Source organism: Hydrogenovibrio sp., assembly GCF_049975065.1.
In the GTDB taxonomy this organism is placed as follows: Bacteria; Pseudomonadota; Gammaproteobacteria; order Thiomicrospirales; family Thiomicrospiraceae; genus Hydrogenovibrio.
Genome location: NZ_JBNGDN010000019.1, coordinates 1 through 26253 on the forward strand (window position 1 = coordinate 1; position 26253 = coordinate 26253).

At 50.5% G+C, this 26253-nt stretch carries 23 protein-coding genes; 6 read left to right on the forward strand and 17 right to left on the reverse strand.

Annotated features, from left to right (window positions below; genetic code table 11):
* Positions 1 to 202: 202 nt before the first annotated feature.
* Complete coding sequence (locus ACP5D0_RS04010; RefSeq protein WP_472364295.1) at positions 203 to 442, forward strand: type II toxin-antitoxin system ParD family antitoxin; 240 nt, start codon at positions 203 to 205, stop codon at positions 440 to 442.
* A 5-nt stretch (positions 443 to 447) separates the two neighbouring features.
* Positions 448 to 747, forward strand: coding sequence for a type II toxin-antitoxin system RelE/ParE family toxin (locus ACP5D0_RS04015; protein WP_472364296.1), 300 nt, complete (start codon positions 448 to 450; stop codon positions 745 to 747).
* 150 nt (positions 748 to 897) lie between these two features.
* Here the strand turns inward: ACP5D0_RS04015 and lpdA are convergent, their stop codons facing one another.
* From lpdA to ACP5D0_RS04035, 4 genes are all read right to left on the reverse strand, one after another.
* Positions 898 to 2661, reverse strand: coding sequence for a dihydrolipoyl dehydrogenase (gene lpdA, locus ACP5D0_RS04020; RefSeq protein WP_472364297.1), 1764 nt, complete (start codon positions 2659 to 2661; stop codon positions 898 to 900).
* 13 nt (positions 2662 to 2674) lie between these two features.
* On the reverse strand, positions 2675 to 4045 hold the full coding sequence (gene aceF / locus ACP5D0_RS04025) for a dihydrolipoyllysine-residue acetyltransferase (RefSeq protein ID WP_472364318.1): 1371 nt from the start codon (positions 4043 to 4045) through the stop codon (positions 2675 to 2677).
* 49 nt (positions 4046 to 4094) lie between these two features.
* Complete coding sequence (gene aceE / locus ACP5D0_RS04030; protein ID WP_472364298.1) at positions 4095 to 6752, reverse strand: pyruvate dehydrogenase (acetyl-transferring), homodimeric type; 2658 nt, start codon at positions 6750 to 6752, stop codon at positions 4095 to 4097.
* 400 nt (positions 6753 to 7152) lie between these two features.
* Complete coding sequence (locus ACP5D0_RS04035; protein WP_472364299.1) at positions 7153 to 7647, reverse strand: RNA pyrophosphohydrolase; 495 nt, start codon at positions 7645 to 7647, stop codon at positions 7153 to 7155.
* A 303-nt stretch (positions 7648 to 7950) separates the two neighbouring features.
* Here ACP5D0_RS04035 and ACP5D0_RS04040 point away from each other — a divergent pair, with 303 nt between their 5' ends.
* Positions 7951 to 8607: a histidinol-phosphatase gene (locus ACP5D0_RS04040; RefSeq protein WP_472364300.1), complete on the forward strand. Its 657-nt coding sequence runs from the start codon at positions 7951 to 7953 to the stop codon at positions 8605 to 8607.
* Positions 8608 to 8707: 100 nt separating this feature from the next.
* Here ACP5D0_RS04040 and ffh read toward each other — a convergent pair whose 3' ends face one another.
* Positions 8708 to 10084 (reverse strand): signal recognition particle protein, encoded by a 1377-nt coding sequence (gene ffh / locus ACP5D0_RS04045; RefSeq protein WP_472364301.1) that lies wholly within the window; start codon positions 10082 to 10084, stop codon positions 8708 to 8710.
* A gap of 340 nt (positions 10085 to 10424) precedes the next feature.
* On the opposite strand from ffh, the gene ACP5D0_RS04050 reads away from it, so the two are divergent.
* The 3 genes from ACP5D0_RS04050 (at position 10425) to ACP5D0_RS04060 (ending at position 13569) form a co-directional block, all read left to right on the forward strand.
* Positions 10425 to 11228, forward strand: coding sequence for a cytochrome C assembly family protein (locus tag ACP5D0_RS04050; RefSeq protein ID WP_472364302.1), 804 nt, complete (start codon positions 10425 to 10427; stop codon positions 11226 to 11228).
* Positions 11229 to 11395: 167 nt separating this feature from the next.
* On the forward strand, positions 11396 to 12682 hold the full coding sequence (locus tag ACP5D0_RS04055; RefSeq protein WP_472364303.1) for an HlyC/CorC family transporter: 1287 nt from the start codon (positions 11396 to 11398) through the stop codon (positions 12680 to 12682).
* 62 nt (positions 12683 to 12744) lie between these two features.
* Positions 12745 to 13569: an inositol monophosphatase family protein gene (locus ACP5D0_RS04060; protein ID WP_472364304.1), complete on the forward strand. Its 825-nt coding sequence runs from the start codon at positions 12745 to 12747 to the stop codon at positions 13567 to 13569.
* Positions 13570 to 13632: 63 nt separating this feature from the next.
* On the opposite strand, the gene ACP5D0_RS04065 is transcribed toward ACP5D0_RS04060, so the two are convergent.
* From ACP5D0_RS04065 to ACP5D0_RS04120, 12 genes are all read right to left on the reverse strand, one after another.
* Positions 13633 to 15885, reverse strand: a complete 2253-nt coding sequence (locus ACP5D0_RS04065; RefSeq protein ID WP_472364305.1) for an ATP-binding protein — start codon at positions 15883 to 15885, stop codon at positions 13633 to 13635.
* Between the two features lie 103 nt (positions 15886 to 15988).
* Positions 15989 to 17365, reverse strand: coding sequence for a DNA repair protein RadA (gene radA / locus ACP5D0_RS04070; protein WP_472364307.1), 1377 nt, complete (start codon positions 17363 to 17365; stop codon positions 15989 to 15991).
* An 87-nt stretch (positions 17366 to 17452) separates the two neighbouring features.
* The gene (locus ACP5D0_RS04075; RefSeq protein WP_472364308.1) at positions 17453 to 18091 is read right to left on the reverse strand and encodes a cytochrome c1; all 639 of its coding nucleotides are present in this window, start codon (positions 18089 to 18091) and stop codon (positions 17453 to 17455) included.
* Between the two features lie 20 nt (positions 18092 to 18111).
* Positions 18112 to 19347 carry a cytochrome b gene (locus ACP5D0_RS04080; RefSeq protein ID WP_472364309.1) on the reverse strand — a complete coding sequence of 412 codons (1236 nt, stop codon included), beginning with the start codon at positions 19345 to 19347 and terminating at the stop codon, positions 18112 to 18114.
* A complete protein-coding gene (gene petA, locus ACP5D0_RS04085; protein ID WP_472364310.1) occupies positions 19347 to 19958 on the reverse strand; it encodes a ubiquinol-cytochrome c reductase iron-sulfur subunit in 612 nt (203 codons plus the stop codon). The genes ACP5D0_RS04080 and petA overlap by 1 nt, the downstream gene beginning before the upstream one ends.
* 257 nt (positions 19959 to 20215) lie before the next feature.
* Positions 20216 to 20959, reverse strand: a complete 744-nt coding sequence (locus tag ACP5D0_RS04090; protein ID WP_472364311.1) for a Nif3-like dinuclear metal center hexameric protein — start codon at positions 20957 to 20959, stop codon at positions 20216 to 20218.
* Between the two features lie 87 nt (positions 20960 to 21046).
* Positions 21047 to 22348 (reverse strand): histidinol dehydrogenase, encoded by a 1302-nt coding sequence (gene hisD / locus ACP5D0_RS04095; protein ID WP_472364312.1) that lies wholly within the window; start codon positions 22346 to 22348, stop codon positions 21047 to 21049.
* An 87-nt stretch (positions 22349 to 22435) separates the two neighbouring features.
* On the reverse strand, positions 22436 to 23065 hold the full coding sequence (hisG, locus tag ACP5D0_RS04100) for an ATP phosphoribosyltransferase (RefSeq protein WP_472364313.1): 630 nt from the start codon (positions 23063 to 23065) through the stop codon (positions 22436 to 22438).
* A 61-nt stretch (positions 23066 to 23126) separates the two neighbouring features.
* Positions 23127 to 24383 (reverse strand): UDP-N-acetylglucosamine 1-carboxyvinyltransferase, encoded by a 1257-nt coding sequence (murA, locus tag ACP5D0_RS04105; protein ID WP_472364314.1) that lies wholly within the window; start codon positions 24381 to 24383, stop codon positions 23127 to 23129.
* Positions 24384 to 24390: 7 nt separating this feature from the next.
* Positions 24391 to 24612, reverse strand: coding sequence for a BolA family protein (locus ACP5D0_RS04110; RefSeq protein ID WP_472364315.1), 222 nt, complete (start codon positions 24610 to 24612; stop codon positions 24391 to 24393).
* Positions 24613 to 24698: 86 nt separating this feature from the next.
* Positions 24699 to 25466 carry an ABC transporter permease gene (locus ACP5D0_RS04115; RefSeq protein WP_472364316.1) on the reverse strand — a complete coding sequence of 256 codons (768 nt, stop codon included), beginning with the start codon at positions 25464 to 25466 and terminating at the stop codon, positions 24699 to 24701.
* The coding region (locus ACP5D0_RS04120) for an ABC transporter ATP-binding protein (RefSeq protein WP_472364317.1) at positions 25467 to 26253 on the reverse strand (787 nt) is incomplete at its 5' end.

Consider the following 26253-nt stretch of genomic DNA (forward strand, 5'->3'; position numbering starts at 1 on the left):
GCTTATGCCGCATTCGAAAAGTCATGCGCTCCACAGCCGAACTGACGGCCAAGGCATGGTAACGTTTACTACGTTTCTTTAAGTTCTCTGGATTCATCAATTTCCTAAATTGTATAACAAAACACTTTGATTTAAATATTGAAGCATCCAATCACCAAGGGTATGATATTTTCATACATTGATCATCAAGGAGATTTTCTCGATGTTACGCAAAACCATTACGGTGACTGAACAGCAAGATGTTTGGATTAAAAACCAAGTCGAACAAGGCTTGTATGGTAATGATTCAGAATATATTCGCAGCGTCATTCGGCAAGAAATGGAGCGAAATCAAGCTGAGCAAAAACTAAAAACGATGATCCAAACTGCTGAAGAATCTGGCATGAGTTCAAAAACTCCAAGTGAAATCTGGCATGATGTCTTGGCAAAACAGTCTGTCTAGCCGCCATGCTATCTATTCAACTCACTCAATCCGCAGAAAGTGATCTGGCACATATTGCTGAATACACTTTGGAAAACTTCGGCCTTGCTCAAGCTGAAATCTATTATCAAGGCTTATCCTCCACGCTAGAGACTTTGTGCCAATATCCAGAACTTGGAACCCATCAGGACAAAATAAAGACTGGCTTAAAACGCTTTGTCTATCAATACCACTCCATCTATTTTTCTCATACAGAAAGAATTCTATTGGTTTACCGTATTCTCAATCACAAACAAGACCCATTACGTCACCGATTTGAGCCATAAACTGATTTAAAGAACACAGGCAACAACCGACCTTGTTAATTGGATAAGTTAGAGTTAAAAAAACCGCTAACTAAAGTCGCGGTTTTTCGTATCAAAATAGACTCAACCTATTAAAAACAACCAGGCCTGGTTGTTTTTAAACACTTTAAGTTATTTCTTTTTCGGTGGCATCAAGTCGGTAATCGTCCCTTCCGCCATCTCGGCTGCGAAACAAAGCGTTTCTGACAGTGTTGGGTGCGGATGGATGGTGAGACCGATGTCTTGCATGTCGGCGCCCATTTCGATGGCGAGCATGGCTTCGGCGACCAGTTCACCGGCGTTCGGGCCGACAATGCCGCAACCGAGTAGACGATGCGTTTCGGCACAGAACAAGGCTTTGGTTAGGCCTTCGTCACGCCCTAGGCTCAAGCTGCGACCCGACGCCGCCCAAGGGAAAGCGCCTTTTTCGTATTCAATGCCTTCAGCTTTCAATTCGTCTTCGGTTTTACCCGCCCAAGCGACTTCCGGGTCGGTGTAGGCGACGGATGGAATGCCCATTGGCGTGAAAGCAGATGGCATACCGGCAATCACTTCCGCCGCCACTTTGCCTTCATGCACGGCTTTGTGCGCCAGCATCGGTTGCCCGACAATGTCGCCAATGGCGTAGATGTGATCCACATTGGTTTTCTGGCGCTCGTCCACTTCGATAAAGCCCCGGTCGTTGACGGCGACACCGGCTTTTTCGGCGTCAATCAACTTGCCGTTCGGCGCACGACCGACGGCGACCAGAATGCGGTCAAAGGTATCGGTTTCCGGGCAGTTTTTGCCTTCGAACGAAACCACCAGGCCTGCGTCCGTGGCGTCCACATGGGTGACCTTGGAACCGAGGTAGATGTTTTCGTATTTGTCTTTAATGCGTTTTAACAAGGGACGAACGATGTCTTTATCCGCGCCGGGAATGATGTTATCGGCCAATTCGACAATGGTGACATTCGCCCCCAGAGAATCGTACACTTGCGCCATTTCCAGCCCGATGATGCCGCCGCCGATGACCAACATGCGATTCGGCACTTCTTCCAGTTCCAGCGCATCGGTGGAGTCCATCACGCGCGGGTCGTCATGCGGAATAAACGGCAGTTTCACCACGCGGGAACCGGCGGCGATAATGGCGTTTTCAAACGCGATGGTTTGGGTGCCACCCTCGGCCAGTTCGACCGTCACGGTGTTGGCGGAGCTGAATTTGCCGTAACCTTGCACCACTTGCACATTACGCGCTTTCGCCAGGCCTGCCAAGCCACCGGTCAACTTGCCGATCACGGAATCTTTGTAATCGCGCATTTTGTTGAGGTCGATTTCCGGCTCGGCGAAGGTGATGCCGTGTGCGCCCATTTCGCGGGTTTCATTCAACACCACGGACATGTGCAACAAGGCTTTGGATGGGATACACCCGACGTTCAAACAGACACCGCCGATGGAAGAATAACGCTCGATCATCACCACGTTTTTGCCCAGGTCTGCGGCACGGAAAGCGGCGGTATAGCCGCCCGGGCCGGAACCCAGCACCAAGACGTCGCACTGAATGTCGGCCTCCGGCAAATCGCTGGCGGCGACGGCCGTTGGCGCTTCCGGTGCTTCTTTAGGCGTTTCGTCCGGTGTCACGCTTTGTTCAACATTGGAGGAAACGGTTTCTTCGTCGGCGATTTCGATTTTACCGACCACGGAACCTTCCTTGACCTTGTCACCGACATTGATCAGGATTTCGGTGATCTTACCCGCGTAAGGCGCGGGAATTTCCATCGTCGCTTTGTCGGATTCCAACGTCAGCAGGGAATCGTCCTGAATGACTTCGTCCCCGGCGGCGACGAGCACTTCGATCACCTCTACCTCAGCGAAATCACCGATATCGGGAATCAGTATATCGATTACTTTACTCATACATCTCTCCCAATTACAGAATTAACTGACGTAGATCGGTCAGGTATTGGCTAACGGTGGTGGTGAAGCGCACGCCTTCCGCGCCGTCGATCACGCGGTGGTCGTAAGACACGCTGAACGGCATCACCAAACGTGGTTCGAATTCTGCACCGTTCCAGACCGGTTGCATCTTGGCTTTGGACAAGCCCATAATGGCGACTTCCGGTGCATTGACGATGGGCGTGAATTGCGTGCCGCCGATGCCGCCCAAGCTGGAAATGGTGAAACAGCCGCCGGACATATCCGCCGGGGTCAGTTTGCCGTCACGCGCTTTGGCGGACAGTTCCATCAGGTCTTTGGACAAATCGAAGATGCCTTTTTGATCGACATCGCGCACCACCGGAACGACCAAGCCGTTCGGCGTATCGACCGCGACACCGATGTTGTAATAATGCTTCTTGATAATGGACTGACCGTCCGGCGATAAAGAAGCGTTGAAGTTCGGGAACTCCTGCAAGGCTTTGACCACGGCTTTCATGACGAACACCAGCGGCGTCAATTTGACACCGGCTTTTTCCGCCTGCGCTTTCATGCTCTTACGGAAGGCATCCATCTCGGTGATGTCGCTTTCGTCAAACTGTGTGACGTGCGGCACATTCAACCAAGCGGTTTGCAGGAACTTGCCGGAAATTTTCTTGATGCGACCCAGTTCGACGGTTTCAGTTTCGCCGAATTGGCTGAAATCGATTTCCGGAACGGATGGAATGCCTGCGCCGCCTTGTGGTTGGCCGGAAGCCGCGGCCGAACCTTGCATGACCGATTTAATCATGGCTTCAACGTCGTTTTGTTGGATGCGCCCTTTGGGCCCGGTGCCGGTGACGGCATTCAGATCCACGCCCAATTTCCGCGCAAAGGCACGCACCGATGGCGAGGCGTGATAAGCCGCGCCCATCGACTGAGCATTGACCGGCTGTTTCGGCACGGACGGCGCATTCGCCGCAGGGACTTGGGGTTCTTGCGGGGCTGGTGCCGGTTTTTCGGCTTTCGGAGAGGCTTTCGGTGCGTCTTCCTTGGCCGCTTCTTCTTTTTCGGCGTCGGCTTTCGGTGCTTCCGCCGCCGCTTGGTCGGCTTCAATGTCGAAAATATAGTCGCCTTCCGCAACACTGTCGCCGACTTTGATGTTCACTTTCGTGATTTTTCCCGCCACCGGAGATGGGATCTCCATGGTGGCTTTGTCCGATTCTAGGGTGACCAGAGAATCGTCCACCGCGACCACATCCCCTTCGGCAACCAATACTTCGATGACTTCGACGGAATCAAAATCACCTATATCCGGGATATTAATTTGCTGTGTAGCCATTTTTCTATTCCTTTTTGGATTCGGCCCGCCGGTTGCGAGCCGAATGTGAATTCTGCGGATCGCCAAGCGACCCGGCCTGTGTCAACACGCTTGATTAGACGTGAATCGAATAGGCTTTTTCAGTGTCTAGGCCATATTGTTCAATGGCTTTCTGAGCCACGTTCGGCTGAATGCCACCGGCATCCGCCAAAGCTTTCAAAGCGGCCACTACCACATTGTAGCGATCCACTTCAAAGAACTTACGCAGTTGTTCACGCGTGTCGGAACGACCGAAACCGTCGGTGCCTAACACATAGAATTCACCGGGAACGTATTCGCGGATACGATTCGGGTAATCGCGAATGTAGTCGGTGGCCGCAATAAACGGCCCTTCCGAACCGGCTAAAGTGGCTTCACAGTAAGATTTTTTCGGGGTTTCCGTTGGGTGCAAGGTGTTCCAACGATGTGTTTCAATGCCATCACGACGCAACAGGTTGAAACTTGGGGCCGCCCAGATATCCGCAGCGACATCCCAGTCGGATTCCAGCATTTCCGCCGCCGCAATGACTTCACGGAAGATGGTGCCGGAGCCCATAAGCTGCACTTTGTTTTTGTGCTTCGCATCGGACTTCTTGAAGGAATACAACCCTTTCAGGATGCCTTCTTCCGACCCTTCCGGCATGGCCGGATGCGAATAGTTTTCGTTCATACAGGTGATGTAATAATAAACATCTTCCTTGTCATGGAACATACGACGGATACCGTCACGGATAATGACCGCCATTTCATAGGCGAATGTCGGATCATACGAAATACAGTTCGGCACATGGTCGAACTGAATCAGGTTATGGCCATCCTGATGTTGCAAGCCTTCGCCTTCCAGCGTGGTGCGGCCGGCGGTGCCCCCCATCAGGAAACCACGGGCGCGGGAATCTCCGGCCGCCCAGGCCAGGTCACCGATACGCTGATAACCGAACATGGAATAGTAAATATAAAAAGGAATCATACTCACACCATAATTCGCGTAAGCGGTGGCCGCTGCGATCCAGTTGGACATGGCACCGGCTTCGTTGATGCCTTCCTGGAACACCTGCCCGTTAGCGGTTTCTTTGTACCACATCAACTGGTCGGAATCCATTGGCTCATAAAGCTGTCCGGCCGGGTCATAGATGCCGACTTGACGGAACAAGCCTTCCATGCCGAAAGTCCGCGCTTCATCGGGAATAATCGGCACGCAACGCGGCCCGATTTTCTTATCCCGCAACAAAATGGAAATAATGCGAACGAACGCCATGGTGGTGGACATCTCACGGTCTTCCGTGCCTTCGGTCAGCATTTTGAAGGCTGACAATTCTGGCACCGGCAACGGCTCGGCCAGATCACGACGCGCAGGCAGTTCGCCCCCTAAGGCTTCGCGGCGCTCTTTCATGTATTTGATAATGGGCGAGTTTTCGTCTGGACGGTGGAACGGAATGTCTTTTTCCAGTTCTTCATCCGACACCGGCACGGCAAAACGATCACGGAAATATTTGAGTCCGTCCAAATCCAGTTTCTTTTGTTGGTGGGCGATGTTGGCGGCTTCGCCGTATTTGCCCATGCCGTACCCTTTGATGGTTTTCGCCAGAATGACCGTTGGCTGCACGCTTTCGGAAGCGCGTTTATACGCATTGTAAATCTTGCGCGGTGAGTGCCCGCCGCGTGTCAGGCGGAAAATTTCATCGTCGGTCATGTCTTTGACCAGCTCGGCGGTTTCAGGATATTTCCCGAAGAAGTGTTCACGCACGAAAGCACCGTCTTTGGCTTTATAGGCTTGATATTCGCCGTCCACCACTTCGTTCATGCGTTCCACCAGCTTGCCGGTCTTGTCTTTGGCCAGAAGTGCATCCCAACCGGAACCCCACAGGACTTTAATCACATTCCAGCCGGCACCTCGGAAAACGCCTTCCAGCTCTTGAATGATTTTGTCATTGCCGCGAACCGGACCGTCCAAACGTTGCAGGTTACAGTTGATGACAAAAATCAGGTTATCCAGTTTTTCACGCTTGGCGAGTTGTAAAGCCCCGCGGGATTCCGGTTCGTCCATCTCACCGTCGCCCAGGAAGGCCCAAACTTTACGACCGTCGGTTTTCGCCAGGCCTCGCGCCAGCATGTATTTCATAAAACGCGCTTGATAAATGGCCATCAAAGGTCCCAAGCCCATGGAAACCGTGGGGAACTGCCAGTAGTCCGGCATCAACCAGGGGTGCGGGTAAGACGCCAAACCGTTGCCGTCCACTTCCTGGCGGAAGTTACGCAGTTGCTCGGCATCGAGACGGCCTTCCATAAAGGAGCGGGAGTACATTCCCGGCGCTGTGTGCCCCTGGAAAAACACCAGATCCGCGCCCAATTCATGTTTCGGGCCTTTGAAGAAGTGGTTCATGCCCACTTCGTAAAGCGTACAGCTTGAAGCATAAGAGGCAATATGCCCGCCCACGCTGGTATATTTATTCGCTCTGGACACCATCGCCATCGCATTCCAGCGCAGCAGCGCACGTAATTTTCGTTCAAGTTCCACATTGCCAGGATAGTTGACTTGCTCTTCCGGTGCGATGGTATTGATATAAGGCGTGTTTGCGGAATAAGGAATGTCTATGCCGTGAACACGGGCTTTTTCAATCAAGGCACCGATAATGTGCTGTGCCTTGTCGCTTCCTTCAAAAGAGACCACCGCCTCCAGTGCATCGATCCATTCTTGTGTTTCTTGCGGATCTTGATCAACGAACTTATCGTTCATAAAAAATTAACCTCTTTGGTTGGTTCAAACCTGCGTCAGGGGCTGGGTTTTCCTGATGCCATTCGGCAGACGGTAGTTCTTACCTCTGCCGCCAACAAAACCGTTCTGGTTTCCAGCTACTTAGTATTTCCAAAACGTTAGAAGGTTTCAACAGTTCCGGGCAAGCGCCATCCGAACCGTAAAAAACCGTCAAATAAATGCGCAGGCATCATAACATTTTTTAATGCGTTTTCCTACGGGATCGCGTTGAACAGGCTGCTAACGCCCATTATGAAAGGTTAGGCAATCTGCCCAACGGCGTGTAAAATTGTAAAACGGAAAGAACCTTTTGTATGTGACAGATTCATCACAAGAGGGTTTTATCGGTTTTGATGATTTCAAAACAAGTTACCGGAGATCGTTAATCCGACTCTTTTATCCAGAACTTATAGAGGTGCGCTTCCAGCTCGGTTAAGGCTTGATGGTAAACCGACTGTTTGAATTCCACCACATTTTGCACCGGCAACCAGTAATCGACCCAGCTCCAGCCTTCAAACTCCGGTGTTTCATGGGTGTTCAAATCGATTTTTTCTTCCTCGCCCAACATGCCGAGCATAAACCAGATTTGTTTCTGACCAATGCAAAGCGGCTGGCTATAGTGGCGAATCAGATGCTTGGGTAAATCGTAAGTTAACCAGTCCTGGGTGCGCCCAAGCACACGAACATCTGACGGCTCCAGGCCGACTTCTTCGCGCAACTCGCGGAAAACCGCCTGTTGCGGGGTTTCATTTTCACGCACCCCGCCTTGTGGAAACTGCCAAGCATCCTGATGCAGGCGCTTGCCCCAGAACAGCTTGCCCTCTTTATTTACAATAATGATACCGACATTTAAACGATACCCGTCTTCATCAATCACAACCAACCCTTTTAACAAATTCCTGAATGGGTTAATTATTGAAGAAAACACCTTTTATTTCAATTTCTTTTGCCGTACTTTTGACGACAGACTGCTAGCCCGAATGTTTCATAAATTTGTGCTGAGATTGCGCAGGGCATTGGTTTCACAAGGAAATTTTCGAAGAAGTGTCGTATCCACGATTACGACCGACTGAGAAAATATGGCTTGTGGAATCAAGGAACAAGCATGATCGGTGCAAATTTATGAAATATTCGGGCTAAAATAGCCATTTTAAACAAGCAAACCTTTTGAGCAATTATCATGGCATTAGCAATCTTTGACTTGGATCACACTTTGATTAACGGCGACAGCGACTACCTGTGGGGAAAGTTTCTGATCGATAAGGGCGCGGTGGACAAGGCTGACTACGAGCGTCAAAACGAACGTTTTTATCAGGACTACCAAAACGGCACCCTCGACATTATGGCCTATCAGCGGTTTTCGCTGGCACCCTTATCGCGATATGACATGGAAGCACTCGAACGCTGGCACTCGGAGTTTATGGAAACAGTCATTCACCCAATTTATCAGCCGAGAGCACAAGCATTGGTGGACGAGCACCGCGCCAAAGGCGACACCTTACTCATCATCACCGCCACCAACAGTTTTGTCACCCGCCCAATCGGTCAACTTTACGGCATTGACCATCTGATCGGCACGGATCCGGAAATTGTGGCAAACCGCTTCACCGGCGAGGTTGCGGGAGAACCGTCTTTTCAGCAAGGCAAGGTCTCACGTCTGCATGAATGGTTGATCTGTCACCATCACACCTTGGATGGCAGCAGCTTTTATTCGGATTCGCGCAACGACATTCCGCTGCTCGATATTGTAGAAAACCCGGTAGCGGTCGATTGCGACGCCACCTTGAGGGCTTACGCGACAGAACGTCGCTGGCCGATTATCAGCCTGAAAGACTGACGTCAGTGGTTTTTTCGCCAGTGATTTTTTTGAGGGTTGAGTTTTGCCAGGCCTGGTCAAAACGCCCAGGCCTGGCTTTAGTAGCCGCATTGAGACCCCATTACCGTCCTGGCGGCAGCATCCCACCCATTCCCGGTGGCAATTTACCAGCCATGCCGCGCATCATGTTTTTCATGCCGCCTTTGGACACTTTTTTCATCATCTTCTGCATCTGTGTGAATTGCTTCATCATTTTATTGATGTCCTGAACCGTAGTACCGGAGCCTCGGGCGATGCGCTTTTTACGCGACCCTTTGATAATGGTGGGGTGCGCTCTTTCCTGAGGCGTCATGGAATAAATAATCGCTTCCAAGCGCTTGAAATCTTTCGCCACCGCCTGATTATTGATCTGATCTTTTAATTGTCCCATGCCTGGCATTTTGCCCATTAAGCCGCCAACACCGCCCATTTGGTTGATTTGCTGCAATTGCTCCAAAAAATCCTCCAGATCGAACTGACCGGATTTCTGAATTTTTTTGGCGAATTTCGCGGCTTTTTTCTGATCGATTTTGCTTTCCGCTTCCTCAATCAAGCTCAGTACATCGCCCATACCGAGAATGCGGCCGGCCATACGATCTGGGTGAAATGTCTCCAGCGCCTCGGTTTTTTCACCCGCACCAATAAACTTAATCGGCTTGCCGGTAATTTCGCGAATCGACAAAGCGGCGCCGCCACGCGCATCCCCGTCGGTTTTGGTCAGCACCACACCGGTCAGCGGCAAGGCCTCATCAAAGGCCTTGGCCGTATTGGCGGCATCCTGGCCGGTCATGGCATCCACCACAAACAGCGTTTCTATCGGTTTGACGGCTGAATGCAGACGCTGGATTTCCTCCATCATCTCATCATCAATGTGCAAGCGACCGGCGGTGTCCAAAATCAACACATCCACAAACTGCTTACGCGCTTCGGCACGGGCGCTATTGGCAATGTCTACCGGATCCTGGTCGGCGGAAGACGGGTAAAACACCACATCAATCTGCTCCGCCAACGTTTCCAGCTGCTTGATGGCCGCCGGGCGGTAAACGTCCGCCGACACCACCATGACTTTTTTCTTTTCGCGCTCTTTTAACCAACGTGCCAGCTTGCCGACGGTGGTGGTTTTCCCCGCCCCTTGCAGGCCGGCCATCATAATCACCGCCGGTGGCTCAACATTAAAATTCAGCGGCGCGGCTTCCTGCCCCATCACTTCCGTCAGCTGCTCGCGGACAATTTTAATAAACGCCTGCCCGGGATTGAGACTGGTGGACACTTCCTGACCAATCGCCCGAGCCTGAACCTTGTCGATAAAACCTTTCACCACCGGCAGGGCGACATCCGCCTCCAACAAAGCACGACGCACGTCCCGCAAGGCCTCCTTAATATTGGATTCCGTTAAGCGCCCTTGACCGGTAATGGCTTTAAACGATTTCGCCAGACGATCCGATAAACTATCAAACATATACTTTTCCTATCCTAATCAAGCCACTACAGCCGCTTATTAAACAACTGTTAACTTAAACTGCAAACAGCCGATTCGTTCACTGTGATAATGACTAACGAAACGCCCAATCCACACACCGTCTAGCCTCCTATCGTGTGAAACAGTCAGGCTAAGGAATTGTGCTGAATTTCGTTTCATTTCAATTTAATTTTCGATATTATACGGCTTTAAGCCATGAATATCTAAAATCGCATCGCCCCAAGGCAATATTCATGGGAACGATTTCGTAACAATCGCAACAAAAAAGAATCTGTAAAATGATACGCTACCTCGACCCGCAACAATCGCAAGGATTAGAATGATCACCAGTGTTTTCACCGCAGTGTTTGCCAGTCTTCTGTATTTCTATGCCACCTATATTCTGTGGCAACGCTTTCAGCGTGACGACGACCAGACGGACGCATTCAATCGCCCCAAATTTCTACTGATTGTCTCACTGGCCGCATTGATACATCTGTTATCCTTTTCCGGTCATTTAATTGAAAACCAGATGCTGCTGTTTCGCTTCGGCACAGGGTTGTCTTTAATCTCATGGATTGCCGTCATGATCCTGCTGATTACCAATATCAATAAAACCACGGAAAATCTTGGTATTTTCATTTTTCCGCTGGCCGCCTTCACCACCTTATTACCCTTTGTCGGAAATGCGGTACAACCCTTGCCGCTGGCACTGGGCAGTCACATCCTTATTTCCATCACCGCCTACAGTTTGATGGGGCTGGCCGCCGCGCAGGCCACCCTCTACGCCATTCAAGAAAAACGCTTTCAAAAACGTCAGCTCAGCATTGTGTTCAAAAACCTGCCCCCTTTGCAAATTATGGAAAAAACCCTGATGCAACTGGTGCTGATCGGATTCATTTTCCTCAGCTTCGCTTTGTTGAGCGGCGTCTTCTTTATGGAAGACATTTTCGCCCAGCATCTTGTACACAAAACCTTCTTCGCCATTCTGGCCTGGCTAACCTACGGACTCTTGCTGTTCGGACATTTTCAGTTCGGCTGGCGCGGACAAAAAGCGGCCTACTACACCATCTGGGCCTACTTTCTGCTGATTCTCAGCTACATCGGCACGGAAATTGTACTGAGTCTGCTGCGGGTACCCTAAGCAGCGCACGAAACAGCGCGCGCGGAGTCAAATCTTTCCCTATCGGGTTGCCTGGCGGTTCACGGGCGACCTAAAAAGCATCCAAAAAGGCATCCAAAAAATGTCATGGCAACTCCTAGTCTGAGCCGTTATAATTTCCGTTCGATTCACAACATGATAGAAATCTCTTGAACTCAATACCCACATCCGCCCTTTTCGGGATACTGCTGTTGCTTATCGTTTTGTCCGCCCTCTTCTCCAGCTCCGAAACGGGGATGATGGCTTTGAACAAATACCGCTTGAAACACAAGGTCAAACAGGGGCACAAGGGTGCCATTAAAGCGCAAAAACTGCTGGAAAGCCCCGACCGTTTGCTGGGGGTGATTCTGTTGGGCAACAACTTTGTCAACATCCTCGCTTCTTCCATTGCCACCATTATCGCCATGCGACTGATCGGTGAAGCGGGCATTGCCCTGGCGGCGGGCATACTGACATTGGTGATTTTGGTATTTTCGGAGGTGGCACCGAAAACACTGGCCGCCATGCACCCGGAACGCATCGCTTATCCGGCGGCTTATTTTCTGACGCCCTTACTGAAGATTTTTTCGCCGTTGGTGTGGCTGGTCAACTTTTTTGCCAATAACTTTTTACGCCTGTTCGGCGTTAAGGTGACCCGCAACGACCCCGACAGCCATGCGTTAAGCCATGAAGAACTGCAAACGCTGATCAACGAAGCCACTGGCCGCCTGCCCAAGCAGTATCGCACCATGCTCAACGGCATTATGCAGTTGGAAAGCATCACCGTTGAAGACGTTATGATTCCCAAACAGGATATTTACGCGATTGACGTGAACGAACCTTTGGAAGAGATCGTCAAGAAAATACTGCGCTCGCCTTTTACCCGCATCCCGGTCTATCGCGAAAGCTTGGACGATGACCTTCTCGGCATTATCAATCTGCGAAAGGCGCTGCCACTGTTGACCAAACAGGACTTGTCGCTGAAAGACATTATCAAAGCCACACGGCCAGGCTATTTTATTCCCGAAACCACCACACTGAACATCCAGCTTTCCAGTTTTAATGCACACAAACGCCACATGGCGCTGATTGTGGATGAGTACGGCAATCTGCAAGGCCTGCTGACGCTGGAGGATCTGCTGGAAGAAATCGTTGGTAAATTCAACACCGACAGCCGCGACAAGGCGTTTATGAAAGTGGACATGCACAAGGACGGTTCCATCACGTTTGATGCGTCCGAGTTCATTCGCGACCTCAACAAACTGTACCATTTCGAGTTGCCCACCAATGGCCCGAAAACCTTGAACGGCCTGATTCAGGAAGAATTGGAAACCCTGCCGGAAGAGGGCACCTGCCTGAAAGTCGGAAACTACATTCTGGAAGTGATGGAAGTATCTAAAAGCGCGATTGAAAAGGTCAAGCTCAAGCAGATGGATCCGACCTTACGCTACAAATAAGCCCCACAAAACACGGAGACCTCGCGGCAAGCGTGGTCGCATTCACCTTAAAAAGGAGAAGTATGTCATTGATTTTTAATAATGACCAGGCCTGGCAAACATTGAAAAACGGTCTGATCAGGCTGGCCAAACAAGAAGTGCAGCCACGTTTCCGTCATGTGGACCCTTCAACGAAAGCCGATGGCTCCATCCTCACCGAAGCCGATACCGAAATGCAAAAAGCGGTGCAGAGCTTTCTCACTGAACACTGGCCGCAATTCATGTTTCTGGGCGAAGAGTCCTCCAAGGAAGCGCAACAAACGGCTTTACGCTCGGAAAACGGTTGCTGGATACTCGACCCTGTGGACGGCACCAGCAACTTTGCCAATGACATTCCCATTTACACGGTTTCTTTAGCACTGGTGATTCAGGGCGATGTGCAGGTCGGCATGGTGTACGACCCGGATCGAGATGAGCTTTTTGCTGCGCGAAAAGGATTGGGCGCTGAAATCAACGGTCAACCTTTACGAGCCCGTAGCGCCCATACCGAACTGAAACACTGTATCGGGCTGGTGGATTTCAAGCGGTTGCAGCCACCGCTTTCCACCGCTTTGGTTCTCAAGCCGCCTTATGCTTCGCAACGCAGCATCGGTTCAGTGGCGCTGGACTGGTGCTGGATTGCGGCCGGGCGGGGACAACTTTACTGCCACGGCGCGCAAAACATCTGGGACTACGCCGCTGGCTGGCTGATTTTAAATGAAGCCGGGGGTCAAAGCGCCACACTTCAGGGCGAAAGTGTGCTGGTGCCGCAAGTGGTCAAACGCTCTGCGGTCGCCGCCAGCACACCGAAACTGTTTCAACACTGGTTTGAAACCCTGCAAACTTATCAGCAATCGTCCAAGGACTGAACAAGTGGTATTCACCAGGCCTGGTCAAAATTGCCAGGCCTGGGAAAAAACCCGTAAACTGAGTTAATCCAGCTCCACGCCAGCCTTACAAGCGCCCCAGATCATCAGCAATCGTTTCAATTGCACCATATCAATCGGTTTCGTCAAATAATCATTCATGCCGGCCGACATGACTTTTTCTCGGTCGCCACTCAACGCATTCGCCGTTAAGGCAATAATCGGCACCTTCGCTAAGTGGGAATTAGACGCACGTATTTTCTGCGTGGCGGTCAAACCATCCATTTCCGGCATTTGCATATCCATCAGCACCAGATCGAACATGGCGTCTTTCGCTTCGATGGCCTGCACCGCTTCCCGGCCATTCTCCACTAAGGTGACCTTGTGCCCCTGTTTAGTTAAAATGGCTTTAATCAATAATTGATTAGGCAAGTTATCTTCAGCCACCAATAGATTCAAAGGATCCAGCGCTTCATTCAGAATTAAGGGTTCTGATACCTTTTCCGGTGCCTCAGTGACGGCCAACGGCAGTTCAAACCAGAAGGTACTGCCCTCACCGTAAACACTGTCCACACCGATACGACCGCCCATAATTTCCACCAGCTTTTTGCTGATCGACAACCCCAGCCCCGTGCCACCAAATTGCCGTGTGGTTGACGCATCCGCTTGGGTGAACACCGAAAACAATTTATCAACCTGCTCCGAACGAATGCCAATGCCCGTATCCGAAACGTCAAACCGAATTCCTTGCGGTGACAAGGGTCGAACCCTTAACGAGACTTGACCTTTTAGGGTAAATTTCAACGCATTTCCGACCAGATTGAGCAATATTTGACGAAGCCGCGCCACATCACCCAAATAATAAGCGGGAAGGTCATCCGCCCATTCCACACTGAGCGCCAGGTTTTTCTTTTCAGCGGCCAGTTGATTCATATTCACCACCCCCTTAACCAGATCCATTAGGTCAAAGGGGGCGGCTTCCAGCTCGATTTTATCGGCTTCAAGTTTGTTAAAATCCAAAATATCATTAATCAGCTGCAACAGATGCTCACCTGAATGGCGAATCATATCAATATAATGGCGTGGCTCCTCCTCCAGAATCAGATCCTGAAGCAACTGAGCGGTGCCGATGACCGAATTCAGCGGCGTTCGAATCTCATGGCTCATTACCGACAAAAAATCGGACTTGGCTTTCACCGCTTCTTCCGCAGCGATTTTCGCGTCCCGCTGCATGTCTTCTGCACGTTTTCGTTCGGTAATATCGAGCGAAAACCCGATCAGCCAAATCTTGGTCGAATCTTCCTGACGAATTTGAATCGGCCCTTTACCCTGCATGACCCATCGAGTCTCACCGGTTGGCAGGGTGCGTGCCTCTTCGGAAAGGATCAGCCGCCCTTCACGAATGACCGCTTGGTCTTGTTGTACCGCCAGCCGTGCCTGCTGAATCGGAAAAATTTCATAATCGGTTTTGCCAATGGCTCCGGCACGGTCAATGCCGGTTTCTTTTTCCGTCTGCCGACTGAAAAATCGAAAACACCCGGTATCGTCCTTGACATAGATGCTGATGGGTAAACTGTCGATGATCTGTTCGACCAGCTGTTCACGCTGATGCACCATGTCTTCCACATACTTACGTTGCGAAATATTCGTCAAACTGCCGACAAAGCGTTCCAATTGACCCGTGGCTTTGTTTTTTAACGCCTTGCCATAGCTTTGCAACCAGACATAAGTACCGGCATCCGTTTTGAAGCGAAAGCGGACATCAAACGGCCAAGCCGTTTGCAGGTGCATCTCCAACGCTTCTTCAACCAAAGGCACATCATTTGGGTGAATGCGTTTGAAAAAACCTGTTTTATGATTGCCCAGACCTGAGACGCTGACACCACAGACCTCATGCACACTGCGGCTATATCGAATGGTTTCGTTTTGCAAATTGAAATCAAAGAGTCCGTTGTGTGAGACATTCAGAACGGTTTCATATAAATCAAACAGCGATTCCCCTTGCGATGTATGCTCAGGCACATCTTGAAAAAACTGCACTAATAGACCGGCCGAATGCGGGGTCGTAATAAAACGAAACGACTGAATACTGACGGAAATTTTATGGACGAAACTGCTGGGAATCGGTTTTTTAATGGCTTCAAGCAACGACAGCCTCAAGGCCATGTCCTCAGAGAAATCGTAATCGCCCCAGAGCAAGGCCGCCATTTTATTTTGCGAAACAATGCGCCATTCGTTTTCACCAGTCCTGGCTAATAAAGCGGTAGCCAGCTCAATGCTGTCAAAATCAACGCCCTCAAGTGTGGCTACTGCGGTCATGAAATGCACGTCCTTTCAAATATTATCAATCAGAGGTTCCTGAAGCACCTTAATCATTTTACTATGGAAGCTTTGCCGGTGTCAGGACACAGCAGGATTTTCATTACAGCAAGCCCAGCACTTCCTGCAGGGTAGCCACGCCCATTATCTCCATACCGGCCACACCACCTTTGGGGATATTGGCTTTCGGGACAATCGCTTTTTTAAAGCCGTGTTTGGCCGCTTCCAGCAACCGTTCCTGACCACTGGAAACAGGGCGTATCTCACCCGACAACCCCACCTCGCCAAACACCATCATATCCTGTGACAGCACCTGATTTTTCAAGCTCGACACGATGGCGCACAGCACCGCCAAATCCGCGCTGGTTTCGCTCACTTTAACACCGCCAACAACATTGACATAGACATCCTGATCACCGGCCTGAACACCACCATGGCGATGCAACACCGCCAAAAGCATCGCCAGGCGGTTAAACTCCAAACCGACCGTCACCCGCTTGGGTGCGCCGTAAGGGGACGCATCCACCAGTGCCTGAATCTCAACCAATAAAGGGCGTGTTCCTTCCCACAGCACCATCACAACCGAACCGGGTGAAGGTTCATCGCCACGAGACAAAAAAATGGCCGACGGGTTTTTAATTTGCTTCATCCCCTTGTCGGTCATGGCAAAAACCCCCAGCTCGTTGACGGCACCAAAGCGATTTTTGATGGCTCTCAAGGTGCGAAACCGACTGTCAGACTGCCCTTCCAGAAACAATACCGTATCGACAATGTGCTCCAGGACGCGCGGCCCCGCCACCTCACCGGATTTGGTGACATGCCCGACCAGAAACACCATGATCTGATGCTGTTTGGCAAAGCGGGTTAAATAGGCGGCCGACTCACGCACCTGCGACACACCGCCGGCCGCGCTGCCGATGTCGGCCAACTGCATGGTCTGAATGGAATCCACCACCATTACTTTCGGCTGTTCGTTTTGCGCCGCAAGCGTAATCGACTCCACATCGGTTTCCGTCAACAATCTCAAACGGTCTTCGGGCAACCCCATCCGTTTGGCGCGCATCACCACCTGCTGCAACGACTCTTCACCGGTCACGTACAGCACTTTCATGGCTTGACTGAGTTGACAGCAAATTTGCAACAGCAGGGAGGATTTGCCGACACCGGGATCCCCCCCAATCAACACCACTGAGCCGGGCACAATGCCGCCACCCAAGACACGATCCAGCTCCGTCATACTGGAGTCCATTCGCGGGACTTCCGATAAAGCGACGTCCTGAAACGACACCACGGATTGTTCGGTTACCCCCGCATAACCGACCGTATGATGGGACTTGGCGGTGGATTTAGCGCCAGCGGACGACACCCTGAACTCTTTTAAGGTATTCCATTCACCGCAGGCGGTACACTGCCCCTGCCACTGCGCATAGTCGGCACCGCACTCGCTACACACATACGCCAGCTTGACTTTTTTGGCCATTCGAAAAAGTGCTCCTCATACAAAAAAAGCCCGCAATGCGAGCTTTTTATCAGGGGGCTAGCCCCCATTGTGACTCAAACAAAACCATCAGTGTTTCACGTCTCGCCAATATTCTTTTTTCAACAGATAGGTCAATAAAATCAGCACCAACAAGAACAAAATCACTTTCCAGCCCAGATCGTGACGCTGCAACTTGGCGGGTTCACCTGTGTATTCCAGAAAGTTAGTAATGTCCCGAGTGGCCTGATTGTATTCTTCCACCGTCATATGGCGCTGCATACTCTCCAGAACATTCGGCATAACCGTGCCCGGTAACAAGCGGTTATCCCATTCACCGGTTTCATTGTCCAGCTCATAACCTCTTAAAAAACTGTAAATGTAATCTGAGCCTTTCAATCGCGCCATTAAAGACAAGTCCGGAACCGGCGTGCCAAACACTTGCTGACCGACGCCCGGCAACATCCGGCTCATAACGTCATCCACAGCACGATTTTGACCATACGTCATCGTCTCAATGACGTCTTTATCGCTCCAACCGAAATCGCGCGCAATACGATTATAACGAAGGTACTTGACGGAGTGACAGGCCATGCAGTAGTTAGCAAACAATTCAGCACCACGCTTGAGCGAATCGGTGTCGGCGATACTGTTATTGGCTTTTTCAAGGTCCAGAGCCGATCCGGCAGAAAAAGACGTTAACGGAAACAGTAAGATTAATAAAAACATTGAACGGATTTTTTTCATAACTAACTCACCCTCTCCGGCACTGGCTTGGTTTTCTCACTGGCCGATGTAAACGGCAGGATAATGAAGAACAGGAAATAAGCCGCTGTAAACACACGCGCTAACTTGGTTAATTCCGGTGTCGCGGGTTGTGTTCCCAACCAACCCAACACCAAAAAGCTTATAACCAACATCGTCAGCAAGACTTTATAGGAAACGCCACGGTAACGAATCGAGCGCACCTTACACCGATCCAGCCAAGGCATGGCAAACAGCACCGCGATTGCCGCGCCCATGGCCAAGACGCCCAGCAACTTATCTGGAATGGCGCGTAAAATGGCATAAAACGGCGTGAAATACCACACTGGGGCGATATGCTCCGGTGTCTTCAGCGGGTTGGCGGGTTCAAAGTTCGGCGGCTCAATGAAAAAGCCCCCGCCAGTAGGAAAGTAAAACACCACTATGGCAAAAAACAACATAAACACCGAGGCACCAAACAAATCCTTGACCGTGTAGTAAGGATGGAACGGAATACCATCTATCGGCAAGCCTTTTTCATTTTTGTATTTTTTGATTTCCACACCGTCCGGGTTGTTCGACCCGACTTTATGCAGCGCGACGATGTGCATAAACACCAGAATCACCAGCACCAATGGCAAAGCAATCACGTGTAATGCAAAGAAACGGTTCAAAGTGGCGTCTGAAATGACAAAGTCACCCCGCACCCAAACCGCGAGATCCGGCCCGACAATCGGAATGGCACCGAACAGAGAAATAATGACCTGTGCCCCCCAGTAAGACATCTGCCCCCAAGGCAGCAGATAACCCATAAAGGCTTCCGCCATCAGAACAAGGAAAATCAGCATTCCCAGAATCCACACCAGCTCACGGGGGTTTTTGTAGGATCCATACAGCAGACCGCGCATCATATGCAAGTAAATCACGATAAAGAAAGCCGACGCCCCCGTAGAGTGCATATAGCGAATCAACCAGCCCCATTCGACATCACGCATAATGTATTCGACCGAATTAAAGGCTTCAGCCGCACTCGGTTTAAAACTCATGGTCAGCCAGATGCCGGTAACAAACTGATTCACCAACGCCAACAAGGCTAAAGAGCCGAAAAAATACCAGAAATTAAAATTCTTGGGCGCATAGTATTCGGCGACATGCTCATTCCATGTGCTGACCAGCGGATAACGCGCGTCCAACCAGCCCAACAAGGAATTCTGAGGTTTTTTGTGAACGTTCGATTCCATCAGACCACTCCTTCTTCTGGGTTCTCACCCACTCTAACGACCGAATCGGAAAGATAACGATAAGGGGGAATTTCAAGATTGGTCGGTGCGGGAACGCCCGAAAAAACACGACCGGCCATATCGAAACTGGAACCGTGGCATGGACAAAAGAAACCGCCCTTCCAGCCTTTTGCCATATCCGGCGAATTCACCGCCGGTCGATACAGCGGGGCACAGCCTAGGTGGGTACACACCCCCACAACGACAAGATATTCCACTTTTGAAGAACGCACTTCATTTTTGCAGTATTCGGGTTGGATCGACTGATCCGAATTCGGGTCTCGTAATTCACTGTCCAGTGTCGGCAACATACTGAGCATATCCGTCGTGCGGCGCACCACCCAAACCGGCTTGCCCCGCCAAGACACCGTCAACATCTGCCCAGGCGACAATAGATTTAAATCTGCATCCACTGGCGCACCGGCCGCCTTGGCTTTCTCACTGGGTTGCCAGGAGCTTACGAAAGGAACGGCCACGAAAGTCGCGCCAGCCGCGCCTAAAACACCGGTTGCCGCCGTCAGCACTTTGCGACGCGTTAGGCGATTATTCTCTGTCTGCTCTTTTGACGACATAGAGACTTCCTCTTTTGTCTGATTGTAATGCGTAAGGTTAAGTCGTATTTTTCAGTCGCTTGTTCATTCTGTTCGGAAAACCGCTCATCGAACGGCTATTTACCCTAAGAAGAAATTAAAACGATTGATTATTCTACCAAAGCAAAATTAATCCTTACATCAATATCTCTTTATGACCTTTAAAAATATTTTTATAAATAAAACTAATCATGGATATAAAAAAAACTGTTAATAGACCCAGTGCAGCACAGGGTTTTTTAGACCGGATTGGGCACATCGACAAAAACAACTTCCAAATCAAACTGTTGGCTCAAATGCTCTCCCAACGCTTTAACTCCGACCCGCTCGGTAGCATGATGACCCGCGGCCAAATAATGCAACCCGGATTCAAGCGCTTGATGGGTCGTTTGCTCCGAGACTTCCCCGCTGATAAAAACATCTGCCCGCCAGTCGATGGCTTGCTGAATGTAACCTTGCGCCCCACCGCTGCACCAAGCCACTGTCTCAATCTTTTCCGGGCCGCCCGGCAAATGCAGCGGCGCTCGCCCCAAACTACGACTCACTTCCTGAATGAAATCACCCATCGACTTCGCTGAGGGCAAACGCCCTAACCGCACCAGGCTTTTTGCATCTGACGTTATATCTGTCAACCCCCAAAGCTGACCAAGCTGGGCGTTATTACCGACTTCTGGGTGCGCATCCAACGGCAAATGATACCCCAACAGATTGATGTCGTGCATCAGCAAGCTATGAATACGTTTGCGTTTCATGCCGGTCAAGGTCACCGGCTCATTTTTCCAGAAGTAGCCGTGATGCACCAGAATGGCGTCAGCCTGCAACTCGATGGCGGCATCAATCAACGCTTGGCAGGCGGTGACACCGGTGACGATTCGATGAATCTTCGATTTGCCCGACACCTGCAGCCCGTTGGGGGCATAATCTTTAAAATCCGCGATTCGCAGATAATCGTCTAAATATTCAGTCAATTCCGAAATGTGCATCTTTCCTCCCTAAAACGAAAACAGCCCTGTAAATTGCAGGCAAAAAAAATGACCAGGCCTGGTCATTTTTTATGAATCGAACGCGAGTCAGTCTTTCACACGGTAACGCGCCGAAGCCGCGTGTGCCTGCAAGCCTTCTCCGTCGGCTAGGACACCCGCCACTTTGCCCAGCGTATTTGCGCCTTCCGCCGAACACATAATCAAGCTGGAGCGTTTTTGAAAGTCGTAAACGCCCAGTGGCGAAGAGAAGCGTGCCGTGCGCGACGTCGGCAGAACATGGTTGGGGCCAGCACAATAATCCCCGATCGCTTCAGCCGTGTAACGCCCCATAAAAATCGCACCGGCGTGACGGATTTTCGGCAACAGCGCTTGAGGGTTTTCAATCGACAACTCCAAGTGTTCAGGAGCAATGAAATTAATCATCTCAACGGCTTGGTCTTCATCCTCCACCACAATGATGGCACCGCGATCGGTAATGGCTTTGACAATGATTTCTTCACGCGGTAAGGTTTTCACCAGACGGTTCATGCTGTCATACACTTTTTCAGCAAACTCCGCATCTTGCGTCACCAGAATCGACTGAGCGTCTTCATCGTGCTCGGCTTGCGAAAACAAATCCATTGCAATCCAGTCCGGGTGGGTTTGACCGTCGCAGTACACCAAGATTTCCGAAGGCCCGGCAATCATATCAATGCCGACGGTACCGAACACCTCACGCTTGGCGGTCGCCACGAAAATATTTCCCGGCCCGACGATTTTATCCACTTGCGGCACGGTTTCGGTGCCATAGGCCAAGGCGGCCACCGCTTGAGCGCCCCCCAGTTTGAATACGCGATCCACACCGCAAATTTCAGCCGCAGCCAACACCATATCATTGACCTCACCATCCGGCGTCGGCACCACCATAATCAATTCGGCCACCCCGGCGACCTTCGCCGGAACGGCGTTCATAATAACCGAGGAAGGATAAGCGGCTTTTCCGCCCGGCACATACAGACCGACGCGATCCAGCGGCGTGACCTGCTGACCCAACAAAGTGCCGTCATCCTCAGTGTAAGACCAAGACTGACCCACTTGTTTTTCATGGTAAGCACGCACGCGTTTGGCAGACAACTCCAAGCCGTCACGCTGGTCGGTCGGAATGCGCTCTAAGGCGGCTTTCAGATCACTTTTCGGTATTTCCAGATCCGCACCTTTCGACAAGGACAGGCGATCAAATTTTTCGGTGTATTCCAATAAAGCGGCATCGCCTCTTTGACGGACATTTTTTAAAACGTCCTTTACGACTTGGTTGACCGAATCATTGGAGACCGTTTCCCAGGCCAACAAGGCTTCCAACTCAGCCTGAAAGCCTGCTTCATTTGCAAATAATTTTCGAACTTTTAACATTTCCGTTTCCATCTTTTGCAGAAGCCGTTTATTTTTCGGCTTCAAACCCTATGGCGCAATTCATATTAATTCGCGATTGATTCGCGATTATTGAATCGCCGATTTAAATTTTTCAACAATTTCATTAATTTGATTGAATTTCGTTTTGTAAGCATGCTCATTCACAATCAGCCGCGAACTGATGTCGGCAATGTGCTCTTCGGGCACCAGTCCATTGGCTTTTAAGGTGTTGCCGGTATCGACCAGATCCACAATTTTGTCCGCCAGATCAATGAGCGGCGCAATTTCCATGGAACCGTACAACTTAATCAAGTCCACCTGCTGACCTTTTTGCGCATAGTAAGCTTTAGCGGACTGAGTGTATTTGGTCGCGATTTTCAGACGATGACCATGCGGTTTCGCTTCCTTCGGCCCCGCCACCATCAGCTTGCATTTAGCGATCTGCAGATCCAACAACTCGTTGAGGTTATCGCTCGGCGCTTCCATTAACACGTCTTTACCGGCCACGCCGATATCCGCAGCACCGTGTGCCACATAGGTCGGCGCATCCGTCGCACGCACAATCAACAGCCGGACATGCGCATGATTGGTTGGAATGATCAACTTACGACTTTTACTCGGATCTTCCAGCGGTCGAATATTAGCCGCTTCCAGTAAAGGTAAAGTATCTTGATAAATGCGCCCTTTGGAGAGCGCGATCGTCAATTGTTCCGCCATGATTTTGCCTGTTGCCTCAACCCCCTAAGGGATTCGTCATAAATTAAGAAATTACTGCGAATCAATTCGCTCGATAAATGTGTGCACCCAGCTTATGAAACTTTTCTTCGATCAGCTCATAACCTCGATCAATATGATAAATGCGGCTGACCACGGTTTCGCCTTCGGCGACTAGACCGGCCAGAATCAAACTGGCTGAAGCACGCAAATCCGTCGCCATAACCGGTGCCCCCACCAAGTGTTCCACGCCATTGGTACAGGCTTTATTACCCTCGACATAAATATCGGCTCCCATACGCGCCAGCTCTGAAACGTGCATAAAACGATTTTCAAAAATGGTTTCTTCTACCGTCGCCATCCCCTTAGCCAGCGTATTCATGACTACAAACTGTGCTTGCATATCGGTTGGAAACAGAGGATAGGGGTCGGTGACAATGTTCACCGGTTTCAAGTCTCGCCCTCGCATGTCCAAGGTTACCGTATCGTCCGTCGAAGACACCAAAGCACCGGCCTCTTTGAACTTCTCCAAAACCGCCGTTAAATGACCGGGCACCACCTGCGTCACTGTCACACAGCTTTGGGTCAAGGCGGCGGCCGCCAGATAAGTCCCGGCTTCAATTCGGTCGGGAATGACTTTATAGTGCACCCCCGTCAAACGTTCCACGCCCTCAATGACCAAGGTGTCCGTATCAATACCGCTAATTTGAGCGCCCATGGCATTCAAAAAATTAGCCAGATCCGAGACTTCCGGTTCGCGGGCGGCGTTTCTTAGAATCGTCTGCCCTTCCGCCAGCACCGCCGCCATGAGCAAATTTTCCGTGCCCGTGACCGTGACCGGTTGCATGGTAATATCCGCACCTTGCAATCGTTGTGCTCTGGCGACAATATAGCCTTGCTCAACGGTAATATCCGCCCCCATTTTCTGCATGCCTTCAATGTGGATATTCACCGGGCGCGAACCAATGGCGCATCCACCCGGCAAAGACACTTTGGCTTCACCAAAACGCGCCAGAAGAGGTCCCATCGCCAAAATAGAAGCACGCATGGTTTTCACCAGCTCGTAAGGGGCTTCTTTGGTCACAATATTCGAAGCATCGATTTCGATATTGAGCGATTCGTCGAACATCACCTCCACCCCCATGGTGGCGAGTAACTGGATGGTTGTGGTGACGTCTTTAAGGTGAGGCACTTTCGACAAAGTGACCGGCGTTTCAGACAACAAACACCCCATCAATATCGGTAGTGCGGCATTTTTAGCACCGGAAATCTGTACCTTACCAGCCAACTGGCAAGGCCCTTCAATGACTAATTTATCCATTTAATCATCACTCGGGCGTTTTCGTCTTGATCGACAAGGCATGGAGCGCACCTGATGCAAACTCGTCCTTGAAAATATCATTCACCATTCGGTGACGCAACAAGGGCGACTTTCCTTCAAAGGCTTCGCTGGTGACCACAACGGAAAAATTGCAATCTTCGCCACTGGTCATGACCTGCGCATCTTCAATAACCGCTTGGATTTTTTCACGAATTTTTTCGGGTGACATAACATCATTCTTTTCGGTTTAAAAAAGCTTTTCCACCAGTCAGGAAAGGCTTGCAAATGGTTTAAACCCCGCCTTGAGCGGGCTGATTAAGAGCGTATTTTAACGCCTTTGTATAATAAAATCAGATTAATCGTCGTAATGCCCAAAAAGAATAAGACGCTGATGCCTAAGCTCAAATAGACGGACACATCCGACTGCATAAAGAAGCCATATCGAAACCCATCCACCATATAAAAGAATGGATTAAAATGCGAAAACACCTGCCAGAAGGTCGGTAAAGCGTGAATCGAATAAAAGACACCGCTTAAAAATGTCAGTGGAATAATAATAAAGTTTTGAAACGCGGCCAAATGATCGTACTTATCCGACAGAATCCCCGCGGTCATGCCCACGCCTCCCATGACCGCCGCACTGAGCACCGCAAACACCAGCACCCAACCGGGCGATTGCCAACTGAGGTCAAAACCGACCATCCCCACCACCAGAACACCGACTCCAACCGCCAGGCCTCGCACGACCGATGCCGCCACAAACGCCAGATAAAACTCAAAGGGCGAGATCGGGCTGAGCATCACAAAGGTCAGATTGCCATGCATTTTCGATTGAATCAGACTGGACGACGTATTGGAAAAGGCGTTCTGCAAAATCGTCATCATCACCAGGCCTGGTATTAAAAACTGACTGTAACTCAACCCGGAAAACACTTCGGTCTGAGTGACGATCACCTGTCCAAAAATCAGCAGATACAACAATGATGAAACCACCGGCGCAAAAATCGTTTGCACCGCCACAGAATAAAACCGCCGTACTTCCTTAATAAATAAGGCCCAACAGCCTGCCCAATTAAACGCCACCTAGTGTTCTCCCGTTAAATCCAAAAAGACCTCTTCCAAGGTCGCATCACGACTGGTGACATCCTGCACCACCAAATGACTGTCAGCCAAGGCATTCAGCATCGCATTTAAAGGCATGTCTTTTTCCAGTTTAAAACTCAATCCATTCGCCTCCTGCTCGATAAACCGCGACTGCAAAAAATCATTTAACGACGAAGCCGCCACTTTCTGCGGCTCACTCAAGGTCACGCGAAGATATCGAAAGTTATGCCGAGACAACAATTCCGATGTTGTTTCCAACGCTTTCAGCTCGCCACGTTTGACAATCGCCACTTCTTCGCATAAGGCTTCTGCCTCTTCCAGATAGTGGGTGGTTAAAATAATCGTGTGGCCTTTGCGATGCAACTCTTTAGTGAAATCCCAAAGGGTACGACGCAAATCGACATCCACCCCAGCCGTCGGCTCGTCCAAGACCAACACCTGCGGCTGATGCACCAGCGCCATCGCAATCAACACACGACGCTTCATTCCGCCGGACAACTCATTAGTAATGGCATTGGCTTTATCCGACAGCGCCAGACGCTCCAGCAGTTCATCCACCCACAGGCGCTGTTCACGACTGCGTAAACCGAAATAACCACTCTGAATCGTCAACAGCTCCCGAATCGTGAAAAAGGGATCCGAAATCAATTCCTGCGGCACCACACCAAGAAAGCGGCGTGTCTGGCGATAATCCTTCTGCACATCATACCCATTGATCAAAATACGACCCTCAGTGGGCTTGATCAAACCGGCCATGGTGTTGATC